The sequence below is a fragment of the Candidatus Poriferisodalis sp. genome, assembly GCF_965208925.1.
Classification (GTDB): Bacteria; Actinomycetota; Acidimicrobiia; order Acidimicrobiales; family Poriferisodalaceae; genus Poriferisodalis.
On sequence record NZ_OZ242364.1, the window covers coordinates 307,013 to 326,776 of the forward strand.

Sequence of the window (19,764 nt, forward strand, 5' to 3'; positions counted from 1 at the left end):
TTTTCAAGATTAAACTTGCTGGCGTGGAGTTCGTACCTCGACCGGCTGACGAGCGGGCGCTGCGCGATGCGGTCGCCCACGCTCCGGTGACGCTGCTGACCGGGCCGCGTCAGGCCGGCAAGTCGACGTTGGTCCGCCAGGTGATCGATCCGTCGCCTGCAGCATTGTTCGACCTCGAGGACTACCGGGACCGCGCCCGGCTGGCCGAGCCGATGCTTGCCCTCGGAGATCGCGGGGAGACGATCGTGATCGACGAGGCACAGCGCATGCCTGAGCTGTTCTCGTCGCTGCGTGTGCTGGTGGACGAGCACCGCCGGCCAGGGCGATTTGTCGTTCTCGGCAGTGCCTCCCCCGATCTGACCGGGCTGAGCGCCGAGACGCTCGCCGGGCGGGTGAGCTTCGTCGAACTCGCGGGCTTCAGCTTGGACGATGTCGGCGGCGATCGCTTGGACGACCTGTGGCTACGTGGCGGGCTGCCCCTGTCGTACTTGGCGGCCGATCTGGCAACGTCCAATCGCTGGCGAGACGACTACATCACCACCTTCCTCGAGCGCGACCTCGCCAACCTCGGGGTGCGCATCCCGGCCGCTGCCATGCGGCGGTTCTGGACGATGGTCGCTCACTTTCACGGCCAGACTTGGAACAGTGCCGCGGTTGCCCGATCTGTGGATGTGTCGGCCAGCACTGTTCGCCGGTACCTCGACGCGCTCACCGATGCGCTGGTCGTGCGGCAGCTCCCGCCTTGGCTCGCCAACGTCGGCAAGCGGCAAGTGAAGGCACCTCGGGTGTACATCCGAGATACAGGTCTGCTGCATCGCCTGCTCGGGATCGCCGACCACGTCGAACTCGAACGCCACCCCCGCCTGGGTGCGAGCTGGGAAGGTCTCGTGGTCGAGCAACTGCTCGGCAAACTCGACGCTGCAACCCGAGCAACCGCAGCGTTCTGGTCAACCCATAGCGGCGCCGAACTCGACCTCCGCCTCGAGACCGGCGGCCGAACCCTGGGCTTCGAGATCAAGCGAACCGAACGGCCATCGGTGACCCGCTCGATGCGCAGCGCCCTGGCCGACCTCGAGCTCGATCATCTCTACGTCGTCCACGCCGGCACCCACCGCTTCGCTCTCGCCGATCGCATCACTGCCATCGGCGCAGCCGAACTGCTGACCAGCGAGGACCTGAGTCGATGACGCCGTAGACACAGCTCGCCGCCAGCGACGGACGGCAGTGACTGATGAGCTGCCCTCGGCACCGGCTGCGGGCACACGTTGGCGTGCGGGGGTTGGCTACGGTTCCAGGCGACCACGGATGGGCTGGCCGGTCCGGCTCAGCGAAACAAGGGGACGGGCGATGGACTTGGGAATCTCAGGACGGACAGCGGCGGTTGCTGCCGGCTCAGCAGGGCTGGGACTGGGCTCGGCCAAGGCGCTGGCTGCCGACGGCGTGCGGGTGGCCATCTGCGGCAGGGACCCCGAGCGCCTCGCCGCAGCAGCGGCCCAGATCGACGGCGAGGTGCTGACCATCGTGGCAGACCTTGGCAACCCGGCTGACGGGCGCAGCTTTGTGGAGCAGGCAATCGCCGGGCTCGGCTCGGTGGACATCTTGGTGACGAACGCCGGCGGACCGCCGCCCGGCGTCTTCGCGAATACCGAGATCGACGCATACCAGATGGCCTTCGACATGAACTGCAAGGCCATGATCGAGATGTGCCGGGTGGCGATCCCGCCGATGCAAGAGCGCGGGTGGGGCCGCGTGTGCGCCATCACCAGCGTGGGAGTGAAGCAACCGATCCCGTTCCTGCTCGCCAGCTCAGTCGCACGAGCCGGGCTGACCAGCTTCCTCAAGATCACGGCCCGGGAACTGGCTTCGACCGGCGTCACAGTGAACTCGGCCCAGCCGGGCACCCACTGGACCGACCGTGTGGCAAAGATGATGGACCAGGAGCAGGCGGGTCAGAGCAATCCGATGGGCGTCTGCGGCGACTCCGACGACTTTGGCGCCGCCGTGGCATTCCTGTGCAGCGAGCAAGCCAAGTTCATCACGGGCACAGGCCTGCTCATCGACGGCGGCCAAGCCACCGGCCTCTTGGACTGACCCCGAGCTACGCCCCGCGCTTACGGGGAGAACGCGAAGAGCGGGCCTCGATCGATGGCCTCTGGCGGAAAGTTCTCGCGACATACCTGAATCGCGATCAGCCACAGGGAAGCCGCTGCATCCTCCAAGAGCCTGATGGACTCTGTGTCTCCACCATCCTCGGCGACGTACTGCACGGCCAGCCGCTGCGCTTCGTCCTGCTCCCAGATCGGTGCATCGCAGGCCGCCCAAATGCGGGACTGCCAGACATCCTCGGGCGGCGGTGCTCCAGGGGCCTGCGACACAGGCCGAAGACCGGTTTGGGCTTCCCAACCGACTAGGACCCCGGCCGGGAAGTCAAACCCATCCATGGCGTCGGAGATTGCCGTTGACGCGGATGTCGAGTGCTCGGGAACGGCCTCACTCGATCCGGCGGCGGACGGTCGAACCTCAAGAGTCGCTTCCGGTGAGTCTGCGCAGCTGGTTGCTACTGGTGCGGCCAGCAACGCCACTGCCGCGACGCTACGAGTGAACCGATGCCGCTCTATGGCTGCCGACCTACGAGACGCCGGCTGCTTCGAGTGCTCGGCGGGTGAGCACCCGAGCGAGGTGGTTGCGGTAGTCCGGCGTGGCGTTCAGGTCGGTCGGGGCGTCTGTGCCCTCGGCAGCCTGCTCGGCAGCGTCAGCCGCCGAGGCCCCGCCCGCCAGCGCCGCCTCGACCGCGCTGGCACGCAACGGCACTGAGCCCATGTTCACCAGCGCCACGTTGGTCCCGCCGTTGACGGTCACCGCAGCGGCACCGACGATCGCCCAGTCCTGGGCCCGCCGGTTGAACTTCTGGTAGTTCCAGCCGCTGCCGGGAGCCTTGGGGACCCGGATCTCGGTCAGCATCTCGTCGTCCGCGAGCGCCGATTCGAAGTAGCCGGTGAAGAAGTCGCCGGCAGAGATCTCACGGCTGCCGTTCGGACCTTGGGCGACGAGCGTGCCGCCTAGTGCGAGCACGGCCGCCGGCAAGTCGGACGCCGGATCCGAGTGAGCCAGCGAGCCGCCGATGGTGCCGCGGTGGCGGACCTGCGGGTCGCCGACTTCGCCGGCGACATGGCCGAGCAGCGGGCACTCCGCCGCCAGCAGCTCGCTGGTCTCGAGTGCGCGGTGACGGGTGAGCGCGCCGACAGCGATGTGGTCGCCGCCGTCATTGATGTAGCTGAGATCGTCGACGCGGCCTATGTCTACGAGCACGCTCGGCACCGCCAAGCGCAGCTTCATCATCGGCAGCAACGAGTGGCCGCCGGCCAGCAATTTGGCCTCGTCACCGTGCTCGCCGAGCAGCGCAATGGCCTCCTCCGCGGAGCCAGCCCGTACGTAGTCGAATGCTGCAGGAATCATTGCTCCGCTCCCCTCAGGCCGCCGTCTCGCCTGCTGCGCAGGCCAGCACCGATTTGACGATGTTGTGGTATCCCGTGCAGCGGCACAGGTTCCCTTCCAATCCCAAGCGGACTTCTCGCTCGGACGGGTCGGGGTTCTCCTCGAGCAGTGATACGGCCGCCATCACCATGCCGGGAGTGCAGTAGCCGCACTGCAGGCCGTGGTTCTGGCGGAAGGCTTCCTGCATCGGATGCAGTTCGTCTTCGGACGGCGCCAAACCCTCAATGGTCAGGATGTCCTCGCCGTCAGCCTGTACCGCCAGCATCGTGCACGACTTCACCGATTCGCCGTTCACATGCACCGTGCAGGCGCCGCACGAGGAAGTGTCGCAGCCGATGTTTGTGCCAGTCAGCCGCAGGTCGTCCCGCAGCCAGTACACGAGCAGCGTGCGCGGCTCGACATCGCCGGTACGAGTCTCGCCGTTCACCGTGACGCTGATCTCCACTATGACCTCTCCCGTCTCGTCGGCCCAAGGCCGAGCAGTCTGTCAGCCGGTTGGGTGGCCGAGCATATTGTTGCGCGGCCGTCAGGCCGGGCGGCGTTGCGCACGACCGCGAAGGCCGGGCGCGCACCATCATGCACCATGCGGCGATCACGCGCAGACACGCAGAGGCTGCGCGGTTTCTGTGGACAAGCGGCCCGCAGGCGCAGCATTAGTTTGGCGACGTGGCCGGCGAACAGGCCTTACCGGGTACTGGCGGCACGCCCGAGCGCGCAAGCGAATCGGTACCTCCGGACACGCGTGACTCGATCCTGCGGCGGGCACGTGGCCTGTTCGCCAGGCAGGGCTACCGCGGCACGTCGATCCGCCAGCTCACCTCGGGACTCGGCCTCACGCCGGCGGCGCTCTACTACCACTTCACCGGAAAAGAGGACGTGCTTGCCGGGGTCTTGGCGCCAATGGAGCGCGATGGCGAGACGATCATCGCCAGGATGGCCGACCTGGAGCCGACGCCGGCAGCCTTGCGGGAAGTGCTCGATCGCTACTTCGACCTGCTGGCCCGCGACATCGTGGTGTTCCGGCTTGTTGCCGACGATGTCGATGTCCAGCAGAGCGCGGTCGGTCAACGGCTGCGGGCCCAAGCCAGAGACCTCTTTGCCTGGCTCACCGGCTCTTCTCCTGAGGTCGAGGATCGGATCCGTGCGGCAGCCGCTGTGGGCACGATACGGCTGTCGCTCGAACAGAGCGGTGTGGAACCCGACGCTCACCGTGACGCGATCATCGGGCGAGCACTGCAGATCATGACCGACTAGCTCACAGGCTGAGCCCCGGGGCCCGAGCGGCCCGTGAGCGGAGCGAACATGAGCGGAAAGCGACGCGTCAACCCTCGCCGTCGCCGAGCAGGTGGGCCACGCCGGGCAGCGGCCACGCCAGCGGCAGCGTGATCACGTCGGCGGGATCCACATTGAGGCGGTACAGGGTGTCGCCCTCGCGCACCAGCGAGAGCTGCTCGCGCGCAATCCGCTCCACCACCACCGGATCCTTGGCCTCGGCAACTTGGATGGCGAGGTGGGAGGTCTCCGCCTGCAGCCGTTCGAGCGTGTCGGCGGCGTGGTCGATGCTGCGCCGCTGAGATGTCAGCGACTGCCATGGGAACAGCAGCACCGCCAGCAGGCCGACTGCGCTCACCACGATCACCAAGCCGACGAGCACCGCCAGGGGTCGGGGTTTGCCGTCCCGGCGGCGGGTCTGCGTCGGCATGTCTGCCGGTGCCGTACTCATGGACTCACGGGGTTCATCGACGCTGTGCCTGTGGGCAACGGGGTCTATGGGTCACGGGCGAGCGAGCTGCCGCCCCGGTACGCGGCGTCCTCGCCGAGCTCTTCCTCGATGCGGAGCAGCCGGTTGTACTTGGCCACCCGATCGGAGCGCGCCGGCGCACCGGTCTTGATCTGCCCGCAGTTGGTCGCGACAGCCAAGTCGGCGATGGTGGTGTCCTCGGTCTCGCCCGAGCGGTGCGACATGACCGCCGTATAACCGGACCGCCCCGCCAACTCGACGGCGTCGAGCGTCTCAGTGAGCGTGCCGATCTGGTTCACCTTGATCAGCACGCTGTTGGCGACGCCAGCAGCGATGCCGCGCCCCAACCGCTCGATATTGGTGACGAAGAGGTCATCGCCCACAAGTTGGACCTGCTCGCCGACCAGGTCGCCGAGTATCGACCATCCGTCCCAGTCATCCTCGGCCATGCCGTCCTCGACTGAGCGGATCGGGTAGCGCTCGCACAGGTCGGCCAGGTATCCCGCGAACCCGGCAGCGTCGAGCTGACGGCCTTCGCCTGCCAGCGTGTACACGCCGTCGGCGTAGAACTCGGTGGATGCCACGTCGAGTGCGAGCGCCATGTCGACGCCGGGCTCGAACCCGGCATCGCTGATTGCTTCGATCAGCAGCGCAATCGCCGCCTCGTTGGACTCCAGGTCGGGGGCGAACCCGCCTTCATCGCCAACGGCGGTCGACAGCCCACGCGAGCGCAGAACGCCGCTCAGCACGTGGTACGTCTCGGTGCCCCACCGCAGTGCCTCAGAATATGACGCCGCACCCACGGGCACGATCATGAACTCCTGCAGATCCACGTTGTTGTCGGCGTGCTCGCCGCCGTTGATGACATTCATCATCGGCGTGGGCAGCACATGTGCATTGGCGCCGCCGACGTGGCGGTAGAGCGGCAGGCCAAGCGCCGCTGCGGCCGCATGTGCGGTGGCCAGGGAGGCGGCCAGCACGGCGTTGGCGCCAAGCCGGGCCTTGTTCATCGTCGCGTCGAGCTCGATCAGCGTGTGGTCGACCGATCGCTGATCAACCGCATCAAGACCGACCAGCGCTTCAGCGATATCGCCGTTCACATGCCCCACTGCGACGGTGACCCCTTTGCCGCCGTATCTTTGGCCGCCGTCGCGTAACTCGACGGCCTCGAATTGTCCCGTCGAGGCACCGGAGGGCACGATGGCGCGGCCCACGGCGCCGCCTGCAGTCCGCACCTCGGCCTCAGTGGTGGGATTGCCACGGGAATCGAGGACTTCGCGGCCGGTCACCTGGACGATGTGCGTGGACGCGCGCGCTGTCACGCACAACGAGAGTACCGAAGGGCGGCGCTGCCTAGCTCCTGCGCGACTTGCGCTGCCTAGTTCGTGCGCGCTTCGCGCTGTGCTAGCTCCTGCGCGCTTCGCGCGCGGCAATGCGCTGCGCCCGGGCCTCGCGCTCAGCGGCCTTGATCGCCTCCCATTGCACCGACAGCTCGTCTTCGCTGGGCTCAGGCGCGTTCGGATCGTGCTCGAACACATGGGGATGGCGGCGCAGCATCTTGGTCTCGACGGTCTCGAGCACCTCAGCCAAGGTGAACGTGCCCGCCTGCTCGCCGATCGCGGCATTCATCATCACCTGCAGCAGCACATCGCCCAGCTCTTCGACGAGATCCTCGACCGCCGTGGCCGACTCGACTCTGTCGCCGGACAGCGCTTCTTCGGCTGCCTGCAATGCCTCGGCCAGCTCCGAGGCTTCGTCGAGTGCGTACGGGGCGAGCGTGGCGTGCGTCTGCACCCGGTCCCACGGGCACTCCCGCCGCAGCCTGGTGATGACCTCGTGAAGCGAGACGAGCCGGTGCCCCAGATCTGGTTCGGAGCCGTCGCGGCGCTCAGTGGCCACCATGACCTCCGCGTACGCGGCTCACGGCAGGATCGGCAGCGACACCCGCAGGTTGCCGGCGTTCCACGCGCCGAGCGCCGGCGCGACGTTCACCTCGTATGTCGACATGGACTCGGTGAGCTCGCGGCCCGCAAACGGCCCGATCGACGAGAGATCGGCGGCATCGGTGCGCAGCGAGTCCACACGCAGCACCACCCACAGCTCGCCGGTCGGGCTTGCTGCAGACGGCAGCAGCAGCGGCGCGGTCAGTTCGCCGGGCTCCAGTTCGAGCAGCGCCAGCGCGAGCTCACCGCCGCCGAACAGATCGAAAGGCTGGCCGCAGCCGATGGTGCCGTCGGCCTCGGTGAGGCCGGGCAGATTGACCACGGCAGCGACATCGCCAAGGGGCTCACCGGACTGCACGCGTTCGGACGCTGCGACGGCATCGGCCTCAGATGTCACAGCCAGCGCACTCACGCAGTGGGGCGTCGCCAGCCGCTCGATGCTGGGATCGTCTTCGATGGCACGCTGCTGCGCAAACTCCTCGAAGGGGCCCTCAAGGTGAGCCTGAACTTGCGCATTGATCTCTGCATCAGAGAGGCTGATATCGACCGGGAAGCCCAACTCGTCCAATGCGACGCCGGCGAGGCGCAGCTGGATCATCGACGTGAGCCGCGACACGAACTCCTCGTGCGTCGGGTTCTCCGGGTCGTCCATGAGCGTGACCGGTGATTCGACGATGTTGGCCCGCACATCACCGATGAGGATCTGACCGCCCGGGAAGCTCGCCGCAACAGCGGCAGCGTCGGCGAGCAACGATTGGTATGCGGCTTCCTGAGCAGCGCGTGCCGCGTCACGCTCGGCGCGCTCGGCATCGAGCTGCTCTTGTCGCTCGGCTTCGGTGGCAGCAGCCTGCGCCGCCTCGCGCGACACGACGCCGTCGCCGTCGGTGTCGAGCTCGGCAATGATCTCGGCGTCGGGCTCGAGCCCTGTGTGGATGGTGACGACGTTGCCATCGTCCGCACATGCGAACGTCAGCAGTGCCACCAGCAGCAGCGGAGCCAGCCGCGCAGCTCGTCGAGACATGGAACTCCCCCTGGCACGCACTGCGGGCAGGCTAGGTGCTCGCCGCGCCGGCGGGGCTTCACCCCGATACGGGCGGGGGCCGCAGCTGCTGGCAGAAGGCGAAGAGGTGCCCGACCGTGGCCGGCTTCAGTGCACGCACCGACAGCTGCACCTCCCGGTCGTCTGCCTTGTACCGGGCCGCGCTGAACGGCGTGCCGGCACAGATGCGCCGCATGCGCAGCTCCTCGCTGGCCGTGAGCTCGAGCGGCCCGAAGCGCACCCTGCCGCCGTCGTGGCCAGGCGCGAAGGCCACGGCTCGCATGCCGAGCCGGTGACATTCGGTGCGCAGCAGCGCGATGTGCAGCAGCGTCTGCGCTGCGTCCGGGACAGGTCCGTAACGGTCGATCCACTCGGCCTCTATGTCGGCCACCTCGACCAATTCGGTCACGGCCCCGAGGCGGCGATACGCCTCGAGGCGGCCCGTGGCGTCGGCCACGTAGTCGTCGGGCAGGTGTGCCGCCAGGGGCAAGTCGATCACGATCTCCGCAGGCTGGGCAGGCGCCTCGCCGTTCAGAGAGGCGACCGCCTCGCTGACAAGCTCGCAGTACAGGTCGTAACCGACCGCCGCGATGTGCCCCGACTGCACGCCGCTCAGCAGGTTGCCTGCGCCGCGCAGCTGGAGGTCGCGCATCGCGATCCGGTACCCAGAGCCCAGCTCAGTGGATTCGCCGATCGTACGGAGGCGCTCGTAGGCCGCTTCGGACAGCGAACGGCCCTCAGGGTGGAACAGGTACGCGTACGCACGCTGTCCCGACCGGCCCACACGCCCGCGGATCTGGTGCAGCTGCCCGAGGCCCAGCAGGTCGGCGCGATCAACCACCAGCGTGTTGACGCTCGGCATGTCGATGCCCGACTCGATGATGGTCGTGCAGACCAGCACGTCATACGCACCGGCCCAGAAGTCGATGACGATCTGCTCCAGCGTGCCCTCGTCCATCTGGCCGTGCGCGACGGCGACACGAGCCTCAGGCACCAGCTCTGCCAAGCCCGCTGCCACCACATCGATGTCGGCGACCCGATTGTGCACGAAGAACACCTGGCCCTCTCGCAGCAGCTCACGGCGAATGGCCTCGCTGACGGCGCGCTCGTCATACGGGCCGACGTGGGTGAGGATGGGCTGGCGCTCGGCGGGCGGCGTCTGCAGCAGCGACAGATCCCGGATGCCGGTGAGGGCCATCTCCAGCGTGCGTGGGATGGGCGTGGCCGACAGCGTCAGCACATCGACCTCGGCACGCAGATGCTTGATGGACTCCTTGTGGCTCACGCCGAAGCGCTGCTCCTCGTCGACCACCAGCAAGCCCAGATTCTTGAACTTCACGTCGTCCGACAGCAACCGGTGCGTGCCGATCACCACATCGACGGTTCCGTCGGCGACCCCGGCGACCACGGCCCGCTGTTCGGCAGGCGTGAGAAAGCGGCTGAGCACTTCGACCCGGACTGGATGGTCGGCATAACGCTCGGCGAACGTCTGATGGTGCTGCTGGGCCAGCAGAGTGGTCGGCACCAGCACCGCTGCCTGTTTGCCCGCGCTCACCGCGCAGAACGCGGCCCGTACCGCCACCTCTGTCTTGCCAAAGCCGACATCGCCGCACACCAGTCGATCCATGGGCACTGGCTCGGCCATGTCCGCCAGCACGTCATCGATCGTGCGGCGCTGATCGGGTGTGGGGGTGTAGGCAAAGCTCTCGGCGAGTTCGGCCATGCCCAAGCCGCGCGGATCGAACGCGTTGCCCGATGTGGTGATGCGTCGCTGGTACAGCACCACCAGCTCTTGGGCGATCTCGGCCACCGCCGCGCGCACCTTGGCCTTCTGGCGCTGGAAATCGCTGCCGCCCATGCGGCTGAGGCGGGGCGTCTCCCCGCCGATGTACGGGCGGACGAAGTCGATCTGCTCGGTGGGCAAGTAGAGACGGTCGGTCCCCCGGAATTCCAGCTCGAGGTAGTCGCGCTCGTCGTCGCCGAAGGCTCGCCGGACGAGTCCCGCGTAGCGGGCGATGCCGTGATGATGATGGACGACGAAATCGCCGACGCTCAGATCTTCGAACGTGGGTGCCACGCCCGTCCGCCGTCGGGCTGCGCGGTGGACCCGGCGGCGTCCGGTGAACTCCGCCTCCGGCAGCACCGCCACGCCGGCTGCGGGAGCGATGAAGCCCCCTTCGAGGGGCGCCACCACGACGTGGCCGCCGGGCGTCGGGTCAAAGCTGCTGGATTCGGTGTGCAGGCGCAGCGGCACTTCGTGCGCGCTCAGCGTGTCCGCGAGCCGAGCGGCCGAGCCGTCTCCTTCGGCGGCCACGACAACGATGGGTCGCTCCGCACCTGACACGCCTGGCCGCTCCGCTCCCTGTACCAAGCGGCGCAGCTGAGCCACGAGGCGCTCGGGATCACCCGCCGCGGGCATCCATGGCTCGGTCGCGATGTGCGGTCCAGGGTGGCCGTCGGCCGTCGGCGCCGCCGTGGAGTCCACCGACCACACCGCCGCCGGGCAGTGCGCCAGCAAGCGATCGAATGCAACATGCAGCGGCGGGAACGGTGCCGGGGCATCGTCGGCAGCAGTGTCGCAGCCCTCATCGGCAAGGCCTGTGCTCCCCAGACCCCACGTCACTGCCAGCGACCGGGTGAGGTCGTCGGTCTCCGCCTTGATGTCTGCGGCACGATCAGCGAGCCGCCGCGGCTCGCAGAGCAACACCAGCGAGTCGGGTCCCAGCAGGTCCGGCAGCACGATCTCATCTGCGGCGAGCCACGGCAGCCACGACTCCATCCCATCGAAGAGCTCCCCCCTGCTGAGACGCTCCATGTGCTCGGAGCACCAGGGCTCGCTGACTGCCAGCGCTGCGGCGCGTTCTCGCATGGCAGCGTCGGGCCGCATCTCTCGTGCCGGGTAGATCTGCGTGTGCGCAAGCTCCGCCACCGAACGCTGATCGGCAACTGAGAACTGCGTGAGACGGTCCACCTCGTCGCCCCACAGATCGATGCGCACCGGTGCCTCGGCCGTCGGGCAGAAGACATCCACGATCCCGCCGCGCACCGCAACCTCGCCGCGATGCTCCACCTGATGCTCCCGCCGGTAGCCCCACGCCACCAGCTGCGACACAACCGCCCCAAGGTCGCACCGGTCGCCTCGTGCAACCCGCAGCACCGACGCTGCTGGAGCACACGCGTCGGGACTGAGCCGCTGCAACAGCGCTCGGATCGGGGCCACGATGACCTCGGGCACCCCGACTTCGGCCGCCGGCTCGCCTGTGACGCCGCCCGACTTCAGCGCCTCCAGCAGCGCCAGCCGGCGACCCATCGTCTCAGTTGCGGGGCTCACGCGCTCGAATGGCAGCGTCTCCCACGCAGCAAACAGCGCTACCCGATCCTCTCCCAGCCAGGTGCGCAGATCGGAGGCAGAGCGCTCGGCTTCGTTGGCGGTGGCAGTGACAACAAGGATCGGCGTGCGCGATCCCAATGTCGCCAAGCCGGCGGCGACGAACGGGCGGGCTCCCTCGGCAACTGCGATCGAGCCGGACGCCCGGCCCAGCATCGACACGAAGCCGCGATCACGGCCGAGTCGCCCGGCCAGCTCCCGCAGCGGTGCTGCGCCCGCCGCGCCCGCCGGGCTCACTGGGCCCGGGGCTCGCGTCCCCGCCGCCGGGCATTCGTGACGGTCATGGCCGCATCGATTCCGTTGCGCACCAGCACCTCGAGGCCTGCCACCGCGAGGTCCACGGCTGTGTCGATCAATGGCGCTTCATGCCCCCTCGGGCGCTGCAGCACCCACTTCCTGCCGGCTTCGGGTCGCGGCGGCTTGCCGATTCCGATGCGCAGCCGCACGAAGTCCCTGGTGCCGAGCTGGCTGGCGATCGACGCCAAGCCGTTGTGGCCGGCGATCCCGCCGCCTGACTTGAGCCGTACCTGGCCGGGTTCGAGGTCGAGCTCGTCGTGGACAACCACGAGTCGTGACGGCTCGACGATGCCGTGACGCTTGACCAGCACGCCCACGCTGCGGCCGCTCTCGTTCATGAACGTGGTCGGACACGCGAGCGTGACGCGACGCTCGCCCACCGTTGCCTGTGTCACTCGGGCGTGCTCGCGCCGCTGCACGGCGAATTCGCACCGGAGCTGCGACGCCCAGCGTTCGGTGGCCTCGGCCCCGACGTTGTGACGGCTTCCGTCGTAACGCTCGCCGGGATTGCCGAGACCCACCACCAGCCAGTCTGCGGCTGATCCCCGCCGCGCGGCCGCCCGGCGGAACACGGACACCGGGTCGTTCAGTCCTCGTCGTCGGCGCCGTCGTCGTCTTCGAGGGCGTCAGCATCGGCCGCTTCGCCTTCGTCGTCGACCTGCTCGGCGGCCACCGCAGCCCGCGTCCGCTGCGCAATCGCGACCAGCGTGTCGCCGTCGAGCAAGCTCTCCATGCCCTCGGGCAGGGTGAGGTCGCTGACACGGATCGGATTGTCCAGCGAGAGCGACTCCACGTCGACGTCGAAGGCCGGGGGGATCACTCCGGCGGGCGATTCGACTTGCAGCGACATCAGCTGCTGCTGTACCACCGCGCCTTCGCGGCCCGCCTGCGCCGCCTCGCCGATCAGCCGGACCGGCACATCCACCACCAGGCGCTCGTCGAGCGAGATCAGCAAGAAATCGACATGCGTGACGCGGTTGGCGATCGTGTCGCGCTGCATGTCCTTGACGATGGTGAGATGGTTCTTGCCCTCGACCTCGAGCGTGATGATTGCGTTCGGACCCGCTGCGTTCAGCGCAGCCCGAAACCGCAACCGGTCCAGCGTGATCGACACGGGCTCGCTGCCGTGGCCGTACATCACTGCGGGGATCTTGTCTTCGGCGCGCAGACGCCGCGACGGACCCGAGCCGGTGGCATCACGGGTCTCGGCGATGAGCTTCAGCTGTTCCATGCTGGCCCCTTCGAGCACTGGGCGCCTAGTCGATAGCGACGAGACAGCCTACGAGTTCAGACTGCGGACGCCCCAGCACAGTGCGCGGATTGGCGGATCTTCCCGCTGCGTCGCCTCTTGCTTCCCGCTCTTGTTCGCTTCGCTCACGGGCCGCTCGGGCCACGCCTTCGCCATTCGGCTCAGCCTCCGTCAGCCGCTTCAGAACAGGTTCTGGCCGTCGAAGATCTCCGACACCGATGCGTCCTCGAACACCGACTCCAGGGCGTCGGCGAACACTCCCGCGACGCTCAGCACCACCAGCTTGTCGAACTGCTTTGAGCTGGGGATCGGCACCGTATTGGTGACGATGACCTGGCTCAGCGAGGAGTTCTTCAGGCGGTCCACCGCCGGCTCGGAGAACAGTCCGTGCGTGCTCGCGCACATCACGTCGGCGGCACCATGGGCGACCAGCGTCTCGGTGGCCGAACAGATCGTGCCGGCCGTGTCGATCATGTCGTCGATGATCACGCAGGTGCGGCCCGCCACCTCGCCCATGATGCCGAGCGCCTCAGACTCGTTGGCATTGTCGGTGGCACGACGCTTGTAAATCGACGCTACGTCACAGCCCAGCCGGGTCGCGTAGCGCTCAGCCACCTTCACACGTCCGGTGTCAGGCGACACAATCACCGAGTCGGGACCCATGACGCCGGCCAGGTAGTCGATGAGCACCGGCGCGGCCGTCAGATGATCGACCGGGCCGTCGAAGAAACCCTGGATCTGGCCGCTGTGCAGGTCGATCGACACGAGACGCTCAGCCCCGGCCACTGTGAACAGATCGGCCAGCAGGCGTGCGGTGATCGGTTCACGGCCGGCGGCCTTGCGATCCTGGCGGGCGTACCCGTACAGGGGTGCCACCGCCGTGATGCGCTTGGCCGAAGCGCGCCGCGCAGCGTCGACCATGATGAGCTGCTCCATGATCGCGTCGTTGGGGCTCATGGTGTCGCAGGCGGCATGGCTCTGGATGATGAACACGTCGCCGCCACGGATCGACTCGGCGAACTTGCACTTGATCTCGCCGTTGGCAAAGTCGATGAGCCCGGGATCGCCGAGCTCCACCCCGAGCTGCTCCGCTATCTCTGTGGCCAACTCCGGATTCGCCCTGCCGCTGAACAGGTGCAGGCGCTTCTTGGTGACCAGCTCCATTGCGTGTTCCTTTCGCAGCAGTCCCCTGGGCGCCGTGCTTGACGCAGACGCGCTCGAAGCAGCACTGGCTGAGGGCTGGGCGGAACGCTCGGCAATGGGTTTTGGCGGCATGTTCAGCAGTCCGGCGACAATTCGAGACTACCCCACCGCACTCTCAGAACCCCTGAGTTTCCGCCTCTCCGGCTATGACATCGGTGCCGACCGGCCCCCTCGAGCGGCCAGAGCGGCTTCGCATGCCGCTAGCTGGTTCGCATCGTTCACGCCCATCGCCTCCGATGCGTCGTCGAGGGCAACCGCAGCGATCCCCTCGCCGCTGCGGGCGAGCAGGCCGATGGCGTCGGGGAGGTAGTACTCCGAGGCGGTGTTCGCAAGACGCAGCTGCGGCAGCACCTGGCGCAGCTTGGCCACGTCGAAGCAGTACACGCCCGCATTGATCTCGTCGATCTGCGCCACCGATGGCGTCGCATCGCGTTGCTCCACGACCGTGAGGCCAGCCGAATCACGCACGATGCGCCCGTAGCCGGTGGGGTCGCTGACGTGAGCCGTCAGCAAGCTGACCGCGGCGGCGGCGCGGCGGCGCTCTGCGACGACGCGTCGCAGCGTCGCCGCTCGCAGCAACGGCGCGTCGCCCGGCAATACCAGGACATCGATGGCCTCCGGGTGCGAATCCAGCGCCGCCAGACCGGCACGTGCTGCGTCGCCGGTGCCGAGCTGCGCGGGTTGGGTCGCGAACACCAGCCGGTCGGCTTGGTGCGCCTCGGCCTCGACAGCCTCACGGACCCGGGCTGCGCCGTGCCCCACCACCACCACGACCGGATCCGCGTCGAACCCGGCCAGGGCATCGAGCACTCGCAGCACCATGGCGCGGCCACCTATCGGGTGCAGCGGCTTCGGCAGGTCCGAGCCCATGCGGGTGCCGGCACCCGCTGCGAGCACGATGGCTGCGCACGGCGGCGTCATGGGGCCTGACGTCATCGGGTCAGGCGGCATCGCGCTGGGTCGCCGTATGAGACGTGGGGTTCGGGGAGGAGGACTCGAACCTCCATTGCCGGGACCAAAACCCGATGTCCTACCAATTGAACGATCCCCGATAGCGCCTGTGGGAGCAGGCGAGCTGTCTGTGGATCGAGGGTAGCGACCCGCCTCGGCGCCATCGTCACGGATTTGACTCGTGGCAGGACTCCTCCCAGGCGCTAGCGTTCGGCTCTTCATGGGATCGCTGGTCAAGAAGCGCCGCAAGCGGATGCGCAAGAAGAAGCACCGCAAGATGCTGCGGCGGACGCGCTACCAGCGTCGCAACCGCTGACCTGCTGCCGTCTGGGAAACCGCCGGCTAGCGGAGCCGCCCGATGGCGCGCGCCTCAGCGGTGCGCGCGCCTTCGTCGGGTGGCTCGTGCATGCGTGCGCCGAAGGGCGCGGGGACGAACCAGGTGCCGCCGCTGCCGGCCAGCTGTGGCGTCCGCCCGGTAACGGCCTTGAGGTCGTCGCGCCACGCTGAGAGCTCGGGATAGGCGGCGAGCGCGGCCGGTTCAAGGTCGTTGGCATTGGGGCCGGACGGGCCGCCGAGCTCGTCCCATGCGCCGTACACCGCCGCCGTGTCGACCTGGACCGGCGGCATCCACAACACGAACGACTGGTCCCGGAACCCGAGCGGCTCGATGATCTCGCCGACGCCCGAGACGCGAGCACGACCGCCGACGAGGCAGAACGCCACGTCGGCGCCTAGCGTCGCTGCCTGTTGCGGCGTGACGACGGCGGGCGTCTGCAGTCGAGGCGTCGCTGGCGCGTCAGCGGTGTCGACGGCAGTCATGCGATTTGCCCAGCGGAGCACGGCGGCTGCGTCCGCTGATCCCCCGCCGAGGCCCGCACCGGGCGGGATGCGCTTGCGGACCTCGACATGGGCGGTCCTGCCGGCAAGCTCCAGCGCCCTGATCACCAGATTCGACCCGTCAGCAGGGATGTCCCATTCGGGCACTTCGCCGGCGGAGCCATGCGCTGCTGGGGTCGGAACGATCTCGACCGACGGCTCCGAGCTGGGGTGCACGATGATCTCATCGCACAAGTCAAGCGACACCATCTCGGCATCGATGAAGTGATAGCCGTCGCCCCGGATGCCGGTGATCCGCATCCGCAGCGTCAGCTTCGCCGGAGCGAGCAGCCGGATCGCCTGGGCACGCGCCGCCACAGCCGAATCACCCCTGTGCCGGTGTCCCCAGCGAGGCCTCGGCGAGACGCACCCATTCGGCGAGTCCGAGACGTTCGGGGCGGTCGGTGCCCTCGACGCCTGCTTGCGCCAGTATCCCGTCGGCGTCGTCGAGGGCGTTGCGCAAGGTTCGGCGCAGCATCTGCCGACGGTGCGCGAACGCTGCCGTCACGAGCCGATCCACCTCGGCGCGCAGATGGGACTCCATGGATGATGCACGGCGGGTGATGCGCACGAGCGCGGATTCCACTTCAGGCTGGGGGTAGAAGACCGTGGCCGGCACTGCTCCGGCGAGCTCGGCATCAGCGTGGACCGCGACCCGAACGGAGACGGCACCGTAGACACCGTCGCCAGGTGTCGCCGCCAATCGCTCCGCGGCTTCTCGCTGGCACATCACCAGCAACCGGGTGACGGCCGGCACCTCATCGAGCACAGTCAGCACCAGCGAAGTCGCGATGTTGTACGGCAGGTTGGCAACGACGTGCCACCCGCTGCCCGGCAGGAGCGCGCTCCAGTCCATGCGTCGCGCGTCGGCATGCACGATCCGGACGGGACCTGGCCTCGCCCCACTGGGTTCCGCGGGATCTGGCTCACAGCTCGTCGAGAAGGAACTCACCACCTCGCGCAGCAGCGGCACGAGGCGGCCGTCGGTTTCCACTGCCACCACCTCGGCCCCGGTCTCGGCCAAGGCCAGCGTCAGCGAGCCCAGGCCGGCGCCGATCTCCACGACGCGGTCGCCCGGGCCGACGCCCGCCAGGCGTGCGATCCGGCGCACGGAGTTGGGATCGACCACGAAGTTCTGGCCGAGGCTGCGGCGCGGTGCTGCACCGGCCCGCTCCAACAGCGCTCTGACGGCAGGCAGGGTCAGCAACCGGTCTGTCATGGAACAGCAGGATCATCCAGCCCGAAGATCCGCCGAGCGTTGGCCGTGGTCTCCGCAGCAACCTGGGCCGTGGACACGCCGCGGGCAGCGGCGACTGCTTCGCCCACGAAGCGCACCCAGCTCGGCCGGTTCTGCTTCCCCCGCTTGGGCACCGGTGCCAGGTACGGAGCGTCAGTCTCGATGAGATAGCGGTCGGCAGGCACGAGCGCTGCCGCGTCGCGGATCTCCGATGCGTTACGGAACGACACGATGCCGCTGAACGACACCGACGCCCCCCGTTCGAGTGCCGCGCGGGCCTCGGTGGGCCCGCCGGTGAAGCAATGGAACACCGTGCCGGAGGGCACGCCCTCGGCGTCGAGCACATCGAAGGTGTCTTCCCAGGCATCCCGACTGTGGATCACCAGCGCCAACCCGTAGCGGTGCGCCATGGCGATCTGTGCGGCGAACGCCTCACGCTGGCTGGCCCGATCCGAGTGCTCGTAGTAGTAGTCGAGCCCGCACTCGCCGATCGCGACCGGCGTCTCGCCAGCGGCGATCAACTGCTCCAGCGTTGCGAGCGCCGCCGGCCCCTCGTCTGCATCGTGAGGATGCAGCCCGATCGTGGCAGCGACACCGGGCAGCGTCCGGGCCCGTTCCAGTGCCGCAATGCTGCGTTCGACGTCAGTGCCGATGTCCACCACCCAGGCCACGCCGTCCCGGTGTGCCTCGGCGACGAGCTCCGCGCCGTTGTCCCACAGATGGCAGTGACTGTCGATCCAGACGTCGGCTTCGGACGCTGGGTTCATAGGGCGGGATTCATTGATCGGGGCTCACGTACCGGGATTCATGGTGCTGGACTCATCGCAGGCGCGGGTACAGCGGCTCGCCGGTCGACACCGGCAGGCCGCCTGGGTAGCCGCCCCAGGCTGCGGCTTCGGGCAGGCGCTGATCTGCGACCGAGCCCTGCATGCCGATGCGCTGCCACACCTCGTCACAGCCCCTCGGCGTCGCCACCGATGCGAGTACCGCCACGATGCGCAGTGCTTCGAGCGCGTCGCCCAGCACGGCGTCCACCTCGGGGCCGGGATCGGCCTTCCAGGGCTCCGCAGCCTCGAGCATCGCATTGGTCTCACGGATGATGCGCCAGGTGGCATCGAGGGCTTCCGACGGCGCCAGGCGCTCCCAAGCGTCAGCGGTCTCGGCAATGCTCTCGGCCACCGCCTCAGCCAGCGGGCTGTCCGCACGGGGGGCCGGCCCGACGCCATCGCACTTGCGGCTGACCACGGTGGCCACGCGGCTCATGAGGTTGCCGAGATTGTTGGCCAGATCGGCGTTGTAGCGAGCGACCATCCCCTCATAGGAGAAATCCCCGTCAGGGCCGAAGGGCTGATCGTGCAAGAAGTGGTGCCGCACGCCGTCGCTGCCGAAGTCGTCGACCAGATCGCCCGGGGCGATCTGATTGAGCGCTGATTTCGCCATCTTCTCGCCGCCGACCAGCAGGAAGCCGTGCACATGGACGCGGCGGGGCGGCAGCACACCGCCGCTCATCAGCATCGCCGGCCAGTACACGCAGTGGAACCGCAGGATGTCCTTGCCGATCAGGTGCACACCGGGCCATCGATGGGCGAACTGGGCGTCGTCGCTGGCATACCCGGCCGCGGTGATGTAGTTGGTGAGCGCGTCGAACCAGACGTAGGTCACATGTCGCGGGTCCCAGGGAATCCTGATGCCCCAGTCCAGCGAGGTTCGGCTGATCGAGAAATCCTGCAGCCCGCTGCGGATGAACCCCAACGCCTCGTTGCGCTTGGTCGCCGGCACGACGAAGTCGGGATGGGCGTCGTACCAGTCCAGCAGAGGCTTCTCGTAGCGGCTGAGCGAGAAGAAGTAGTTCTCCTCTGAGACGTGCTCGACCGGTCGGCGATGAATGGGGCAGTTGCCGTCGTCGAGGTCGTCCTCGGTGAAGTAGGCCTCGCAACTCACGCAGTAGAGACCCTCGTAGGTTTGCAGGGTGATATCGCCGTTGTCGTAGCAGGCCTGCAGCAGCTGCTGGACCGAGTGGTGATGGCGGGGTTCGCTGGTGCGAATGAAGTCGTCGTTGGCGATATCGAGCTGCTGCCACGCCTCCTGGAAGCGCACCACGGTGCGATCTGCCCACTCGATGGGCGTGCAGCCGTTTTGCTGGGCCGCCCGCTGCACCTTGAGACCGTGCTCGTCGGTGCCGGTCAGGAACATGACGTCATCGCCGCACAGCCGCTTCCAGCGAGCGATCGCGTCGGCGGTAATGGTCGTGTAGGCGTGCCCGATGTGGGGAGCGTCGTTGACGTAGTAGATCGGCGTCGTGACGTAGTAGGAGGCCACGCCTGCAGGGTAGTGACGGGCAACAA

The 19,764-nt window shown here is 68.1% G+C and carries 19 protein-coding genes and 1 tRNA gene; 4 read left to right on the plus strand and 16 right to left on the minus strand.

All coding sequences use genetic code 11. The features are described 5' to 3' along the window. The first annotated feature begins 23 nt into the window (after window positions 1–23). On the plus strand, window positions 24–1,187 hold the full coding sequence (locus tag ACOGI5_RS01205) for an ATP-binding protein (RefSeq protein WP_419862648.1): 1,164 nt from the start codon (window positions 24–26) through the stop codon (window positions 1,185–1,187). A 160-nt stretch (window positions 1,188–1,347) separates the two neighbouring features. Continuing rightward, window positions 1,348–2,091: an SDR family oxidoreductase gene (locus ACOGI5_RS01210; protein WP_419862649.1), complete on the plus strand. Its 744-nt coding sequence runs from the start codon at window positions 1,348–1,350 to the stop codon at window positions 2,089–2,091. 537 nt (window positions 2,092–2,628) lie between these two features. Here ACOGI5_RS01210 and ACOGI5_RS01215 read toward each other — a convergent pair. Further along, window positions 2,629–3,456: an FAD binding domain-containing protein gene (locus ACOGI5_RS01215; RefSeq protein ID WP_419862650.1), complete on the minus strand. Its 828-nt coding sequence runs from the start codon at window positions 3,454–3,456 to the stop codon at window positions 2,629–2,631. A gap of 13 nt (window positions 3,457–3,469) precedes the next feature. Then, window positions 3,470–3,940, minus strand: a complete 471-nt coding sequence (locus tag ACOGI5_RS01220; RefSeq protein ID WP_419862651.1) for a (2Fe-2S)-binding protein — start codon at window positions 3,938–3,940, stop codon at window positions 3,470–3,472. Between the two features lie 221 nt (window positions 3,941–4,161). Between ACOGI5_RS01220 and ACOGI5_RS01225 the strand changes: the two genes are divergently transcribed. Beyond that, a complete protein-coding gene (locus tag ACOGI5_RS01225; protein WP_419862652.1) occupies window positions 4,162–4,749 on the plus strand; it encodes a TetR/AcrR family transcriptional regulator in 588 nt (195 codons plus the stop codon). Between the two features lie 67 nt (window positions 4,750–4,816). Here the strand turns inward: ACOGI5_RS01225 and ACOGI5_RS01230 are convergent, their stop codons facing one another. From ACOGI5_RS01230 to ACOGI5_RS01275, 10 genes are all read right to left on the minus strand, one after another. Then, window positions 4,817–5,218 (minus strand): FtsB family cell division protein, encoded by a 402-nt coding sequence (locus ACOGI5_RS01230; RefSeq protein WP_419862653.1) that lies wholly within the window; start codon window positions 5,216–5,218, stop codon window positions 4,817–4,819. Window positions 5,219–5,262: 44 nt separating this feature from the next. After that, entirely contained in the window at window positions 5,263–6,558 is a 1,296-nt protein-coding gene (gene eno, locus ACOGI5_RS01235; RefSeq protein WP_419862654.1) for a phosphopyruvate hydratase, read from the minus strand. An 82-nt stretch (window positions 6,559–6,640) separates the two neighbouring features. Further along, entirely contained in the window at window positions 6,641–7,138 is a 498-nt protein-coding gene (locus ACOGI5_RS01240) for a MazG nucleotide pyrophosphohydrolase domain-containing protein (RefSeq protein ID WP_419862655.1), read from the minus strand. Window positions 7,139–7,156: 18 nt separating this feature from the next. After that, window positions 7,157–8,200: a hypothetical protein gene (locus ACOGI5_RS01245; RefSeq protein ID WP_419862656.1), complete on the minus strand. Its 1,044-nt coding sequence runs from the start codon at window positions 8,198–8,200 to the stop codon at window positions 7,157–7,159. Between the two features lie 58 nt (window positions 8,201–8,258). Then, window positions 8,259–11,843, minus strand: a complete 3,585-nt coding sequence (gene mfd, locus ACOGI5_RS01250) for a transcription-repair coupling factor (protein WP_419862657.1) — start codon at window positions 11,841–11,843, stop codon at window positions 8,259–8,261. Further along, the gene (pth, locus tag ACOGI5_RS01255; protein ID WP_419862658.1) at window positions 11,840–12,481 is read right to left on the minus strand and encodes an aminoacyl-tRNA hydrolase; all 642 of its coding nucleotides are present in this window, start codon (window positions 12,479–12,481) and stop codon (window positions 11,840–11,842) included. Before pth ends, mfd begins: the two co-directional genes overlap by 4 nt. A gap of 8 nt (window positions 12,482–12,489) precedes the next feature. Beyond that, window positions 12,490–13,134: a 50S ribosomal protein L25 gene (locus ACOGI5_RS01260; protein ID WP_419862659.1), complete on the minus strand. Its 645-nt coding sequence runs from the start codon at window positions 13,132–13,134 to the stop codon at window positions 12,490–12,492. Between the two features lie 198 nt (window positions 13,135–13,332). Beyond that, window positions 13,333–14,316, minus strand: a complete 984-nt coding sequence (locus tag ACOGI5_RS01265; protein WP_419862660.1) for a ribose-phosphate diphosphokinase — start codon at window positions 14,314–14,316, stop codon at window positions 13,333–13,335. Window positions 14,317–14,499: 183 nt separating this feature from the next. Then, window positions 14,500–15,291 carry an NTP transferase domain-containing protein gene (locus ACOGI5_RS01270; protein WP_419862661.1) on the minus strand — a complete coding sequence of 264 codons (792 nt, stop codon included), beginning with the start codon at window positions 15,289–15,291 and terminating at the stop codon, window positions 14,500–14,502. A 44-nt stretch (window positions 15,292–15,335) separates the two neighbouring features. After that, window positions 15,336–15,407: transfer RNA gene (locus ACOGI5_RS01275), tRNA-Gln, on the minus strand. Between the two features lie 119 nt (window positions 15,408–15,526). Here ACOGI5_RS01275 and ACOGI5_RS01280 point away from each other — a divergent pair. Then, window positions 15,527–15,622, plus strand: coding sequence for a 30S ribosomal protein bS22 (locus ACOGI5_RS01280; RefSeq protein WP_323671112.1), 96 nt, complete (start codon window positions 15,527–15,529; stop codon window positions 15,620–15,622). A gap of 26 nt (window positions 15,623–15,648) precedes the next feature. Here ACOGI5_RS01280 and ACOGI5_RS01285 read toward each other — a convergent pair whose 3' ends face one another. The 4 genes from ACOGI5_RS01285 to metG are packed head-to-tail and all read right to left on the minus strand — an operon-like array spanning window position 15,649 to window position 19,738. Continuing rightward, entirely contained in the window at window positions 15,649–16,500 is an 852-nt protein-coding gene (locus tag ACOGI5_RS01285; protein ID WP_419862662.1) for a 4-(cytidine 5'-diphospho)-2-C-methyl-D-erythritol kinase, read from the minus strand. A 7-nt stretch (window positions 16,501–16,507) separates the two neighbouring features. Continuing rightward, entirely contained in the window at window positions 16,508–17,401 is an 894-nt protein-coding gene (gene rsmA, locus ACOGI5_RS01290; protein WP_419862663.1) for a 16S rRNA (adenine(1518)-N(6)/adenine(1519)-N(6))-dimethyltransferase RsmA, read from the minus strand. Beyond that, on the minus strand, window positions 17,398–18,186 hold the full coding sequence (locus ACOGI5_RS01295; protein WP_419862664.1) for a TatD family hydrolase: 789 nt from the start codon (window positions 18,184–18,186) through the stop codon (window positions 17,398–17,400). Before ACOGI5_RS01295 ends, rsmA begins: the two co-directional genes overlap by 4 nt. 52 nt (window positions 18,187–18,238) lie before the next feature. Beyond that, window positions 18,239–19,738 carry a methionine--tRNA ligase gene (gene metG / locus ACOGI5_RS01300; RefSeq protein WP_419862665.1) on the minus strand — a complete coding sequence of 500 codons (1,500 nt, stop codon included), beginning with the start codon at window positions 19,736–19,738 and terminating at the stop codon, window positions 18,239–18,241. Window positions 19,739–19,764: the final 26 nt, after the last annotated feature.

Coding starts and splice junctions, on each gene's coding strand:
- ACOGI5_RS01210 (WP_419862649.1), top strand. CDS start 1,348: ATGGACTTGGGAATCTCAGGACGGACAGCGGCGGTTGCTGCCGGCTCA.
- ACOGI5_RS01215 (WP_419862650.1), bottom strand. CDS start 3,456: ATGATTCCTGCAGCATTCGACTACGTACGGGCTGGCTCCGCGGAGGAG.
- ACOGI5_RS01230 (WP_419862653.1), bottom strand. CDS start 5,218: ATGAGTACGGCACCGGCAGACATGCCGACGCAGACCCGCCGCCGGGAC.
- ACOGI5_RS01240 (WP_419862655.1), bottom strand. CDS start 7,138: ATGGTGGCCACTGAGCGCCGCGACGGCTCCGAACCAGATCTGGGGCAC.
- ACOGI5_RS01245 (WP_419862656.1), bottom strand. CDS start 8,200: ATGTCTCGACGAGCTGCGCGGCTGGCTCCGCTGCTGCTGGTGGCACTG.
- ACOGI5_RS01260 (WP_419862659.1), bottom strand. CDS start 13,134: ATGGAACAGCTGAAGCTCATCGCCGAGACCCGTGATGCCACCGGCTCG.
- ACOGI5_RS01265 (WP_419862660.1), bottom strand. CDS start 14,316: ATGGAGCTGGTCACCAAGAAGCGCCTGCACCTGTTCAGCGGCAGGGCG.
- ACOGI5_RS01270 (WP_419862661.1), bottom strand. CDS start 15,291: ATGACGTCAGGCCCCATGACGCCGCCGTGCGCAGCCATCGTGCTCGCA.
- ACOGI5_RS01280 (WP_323671112.1), top strand. CDS start 15,527: ATGGGATCGCTGGTCAAGAAGCGCCGCAAGCGGATGCGCAAGAAGAAG.
- rsmA (WP_419862663.1), bottom strand. CDS start 17,401: ATGACAGACCGGTTGCTGACCCTGCCTGCCGTCAGAGCGCTGTTGGAG.
- ACOGI5_RS01295 (WP_419862664.1), bottom strand. CDS start 18,186: ATGAACCCAGCGTCCGAAGCCGACGTCTGGATCGACAGTCACTGCCAT.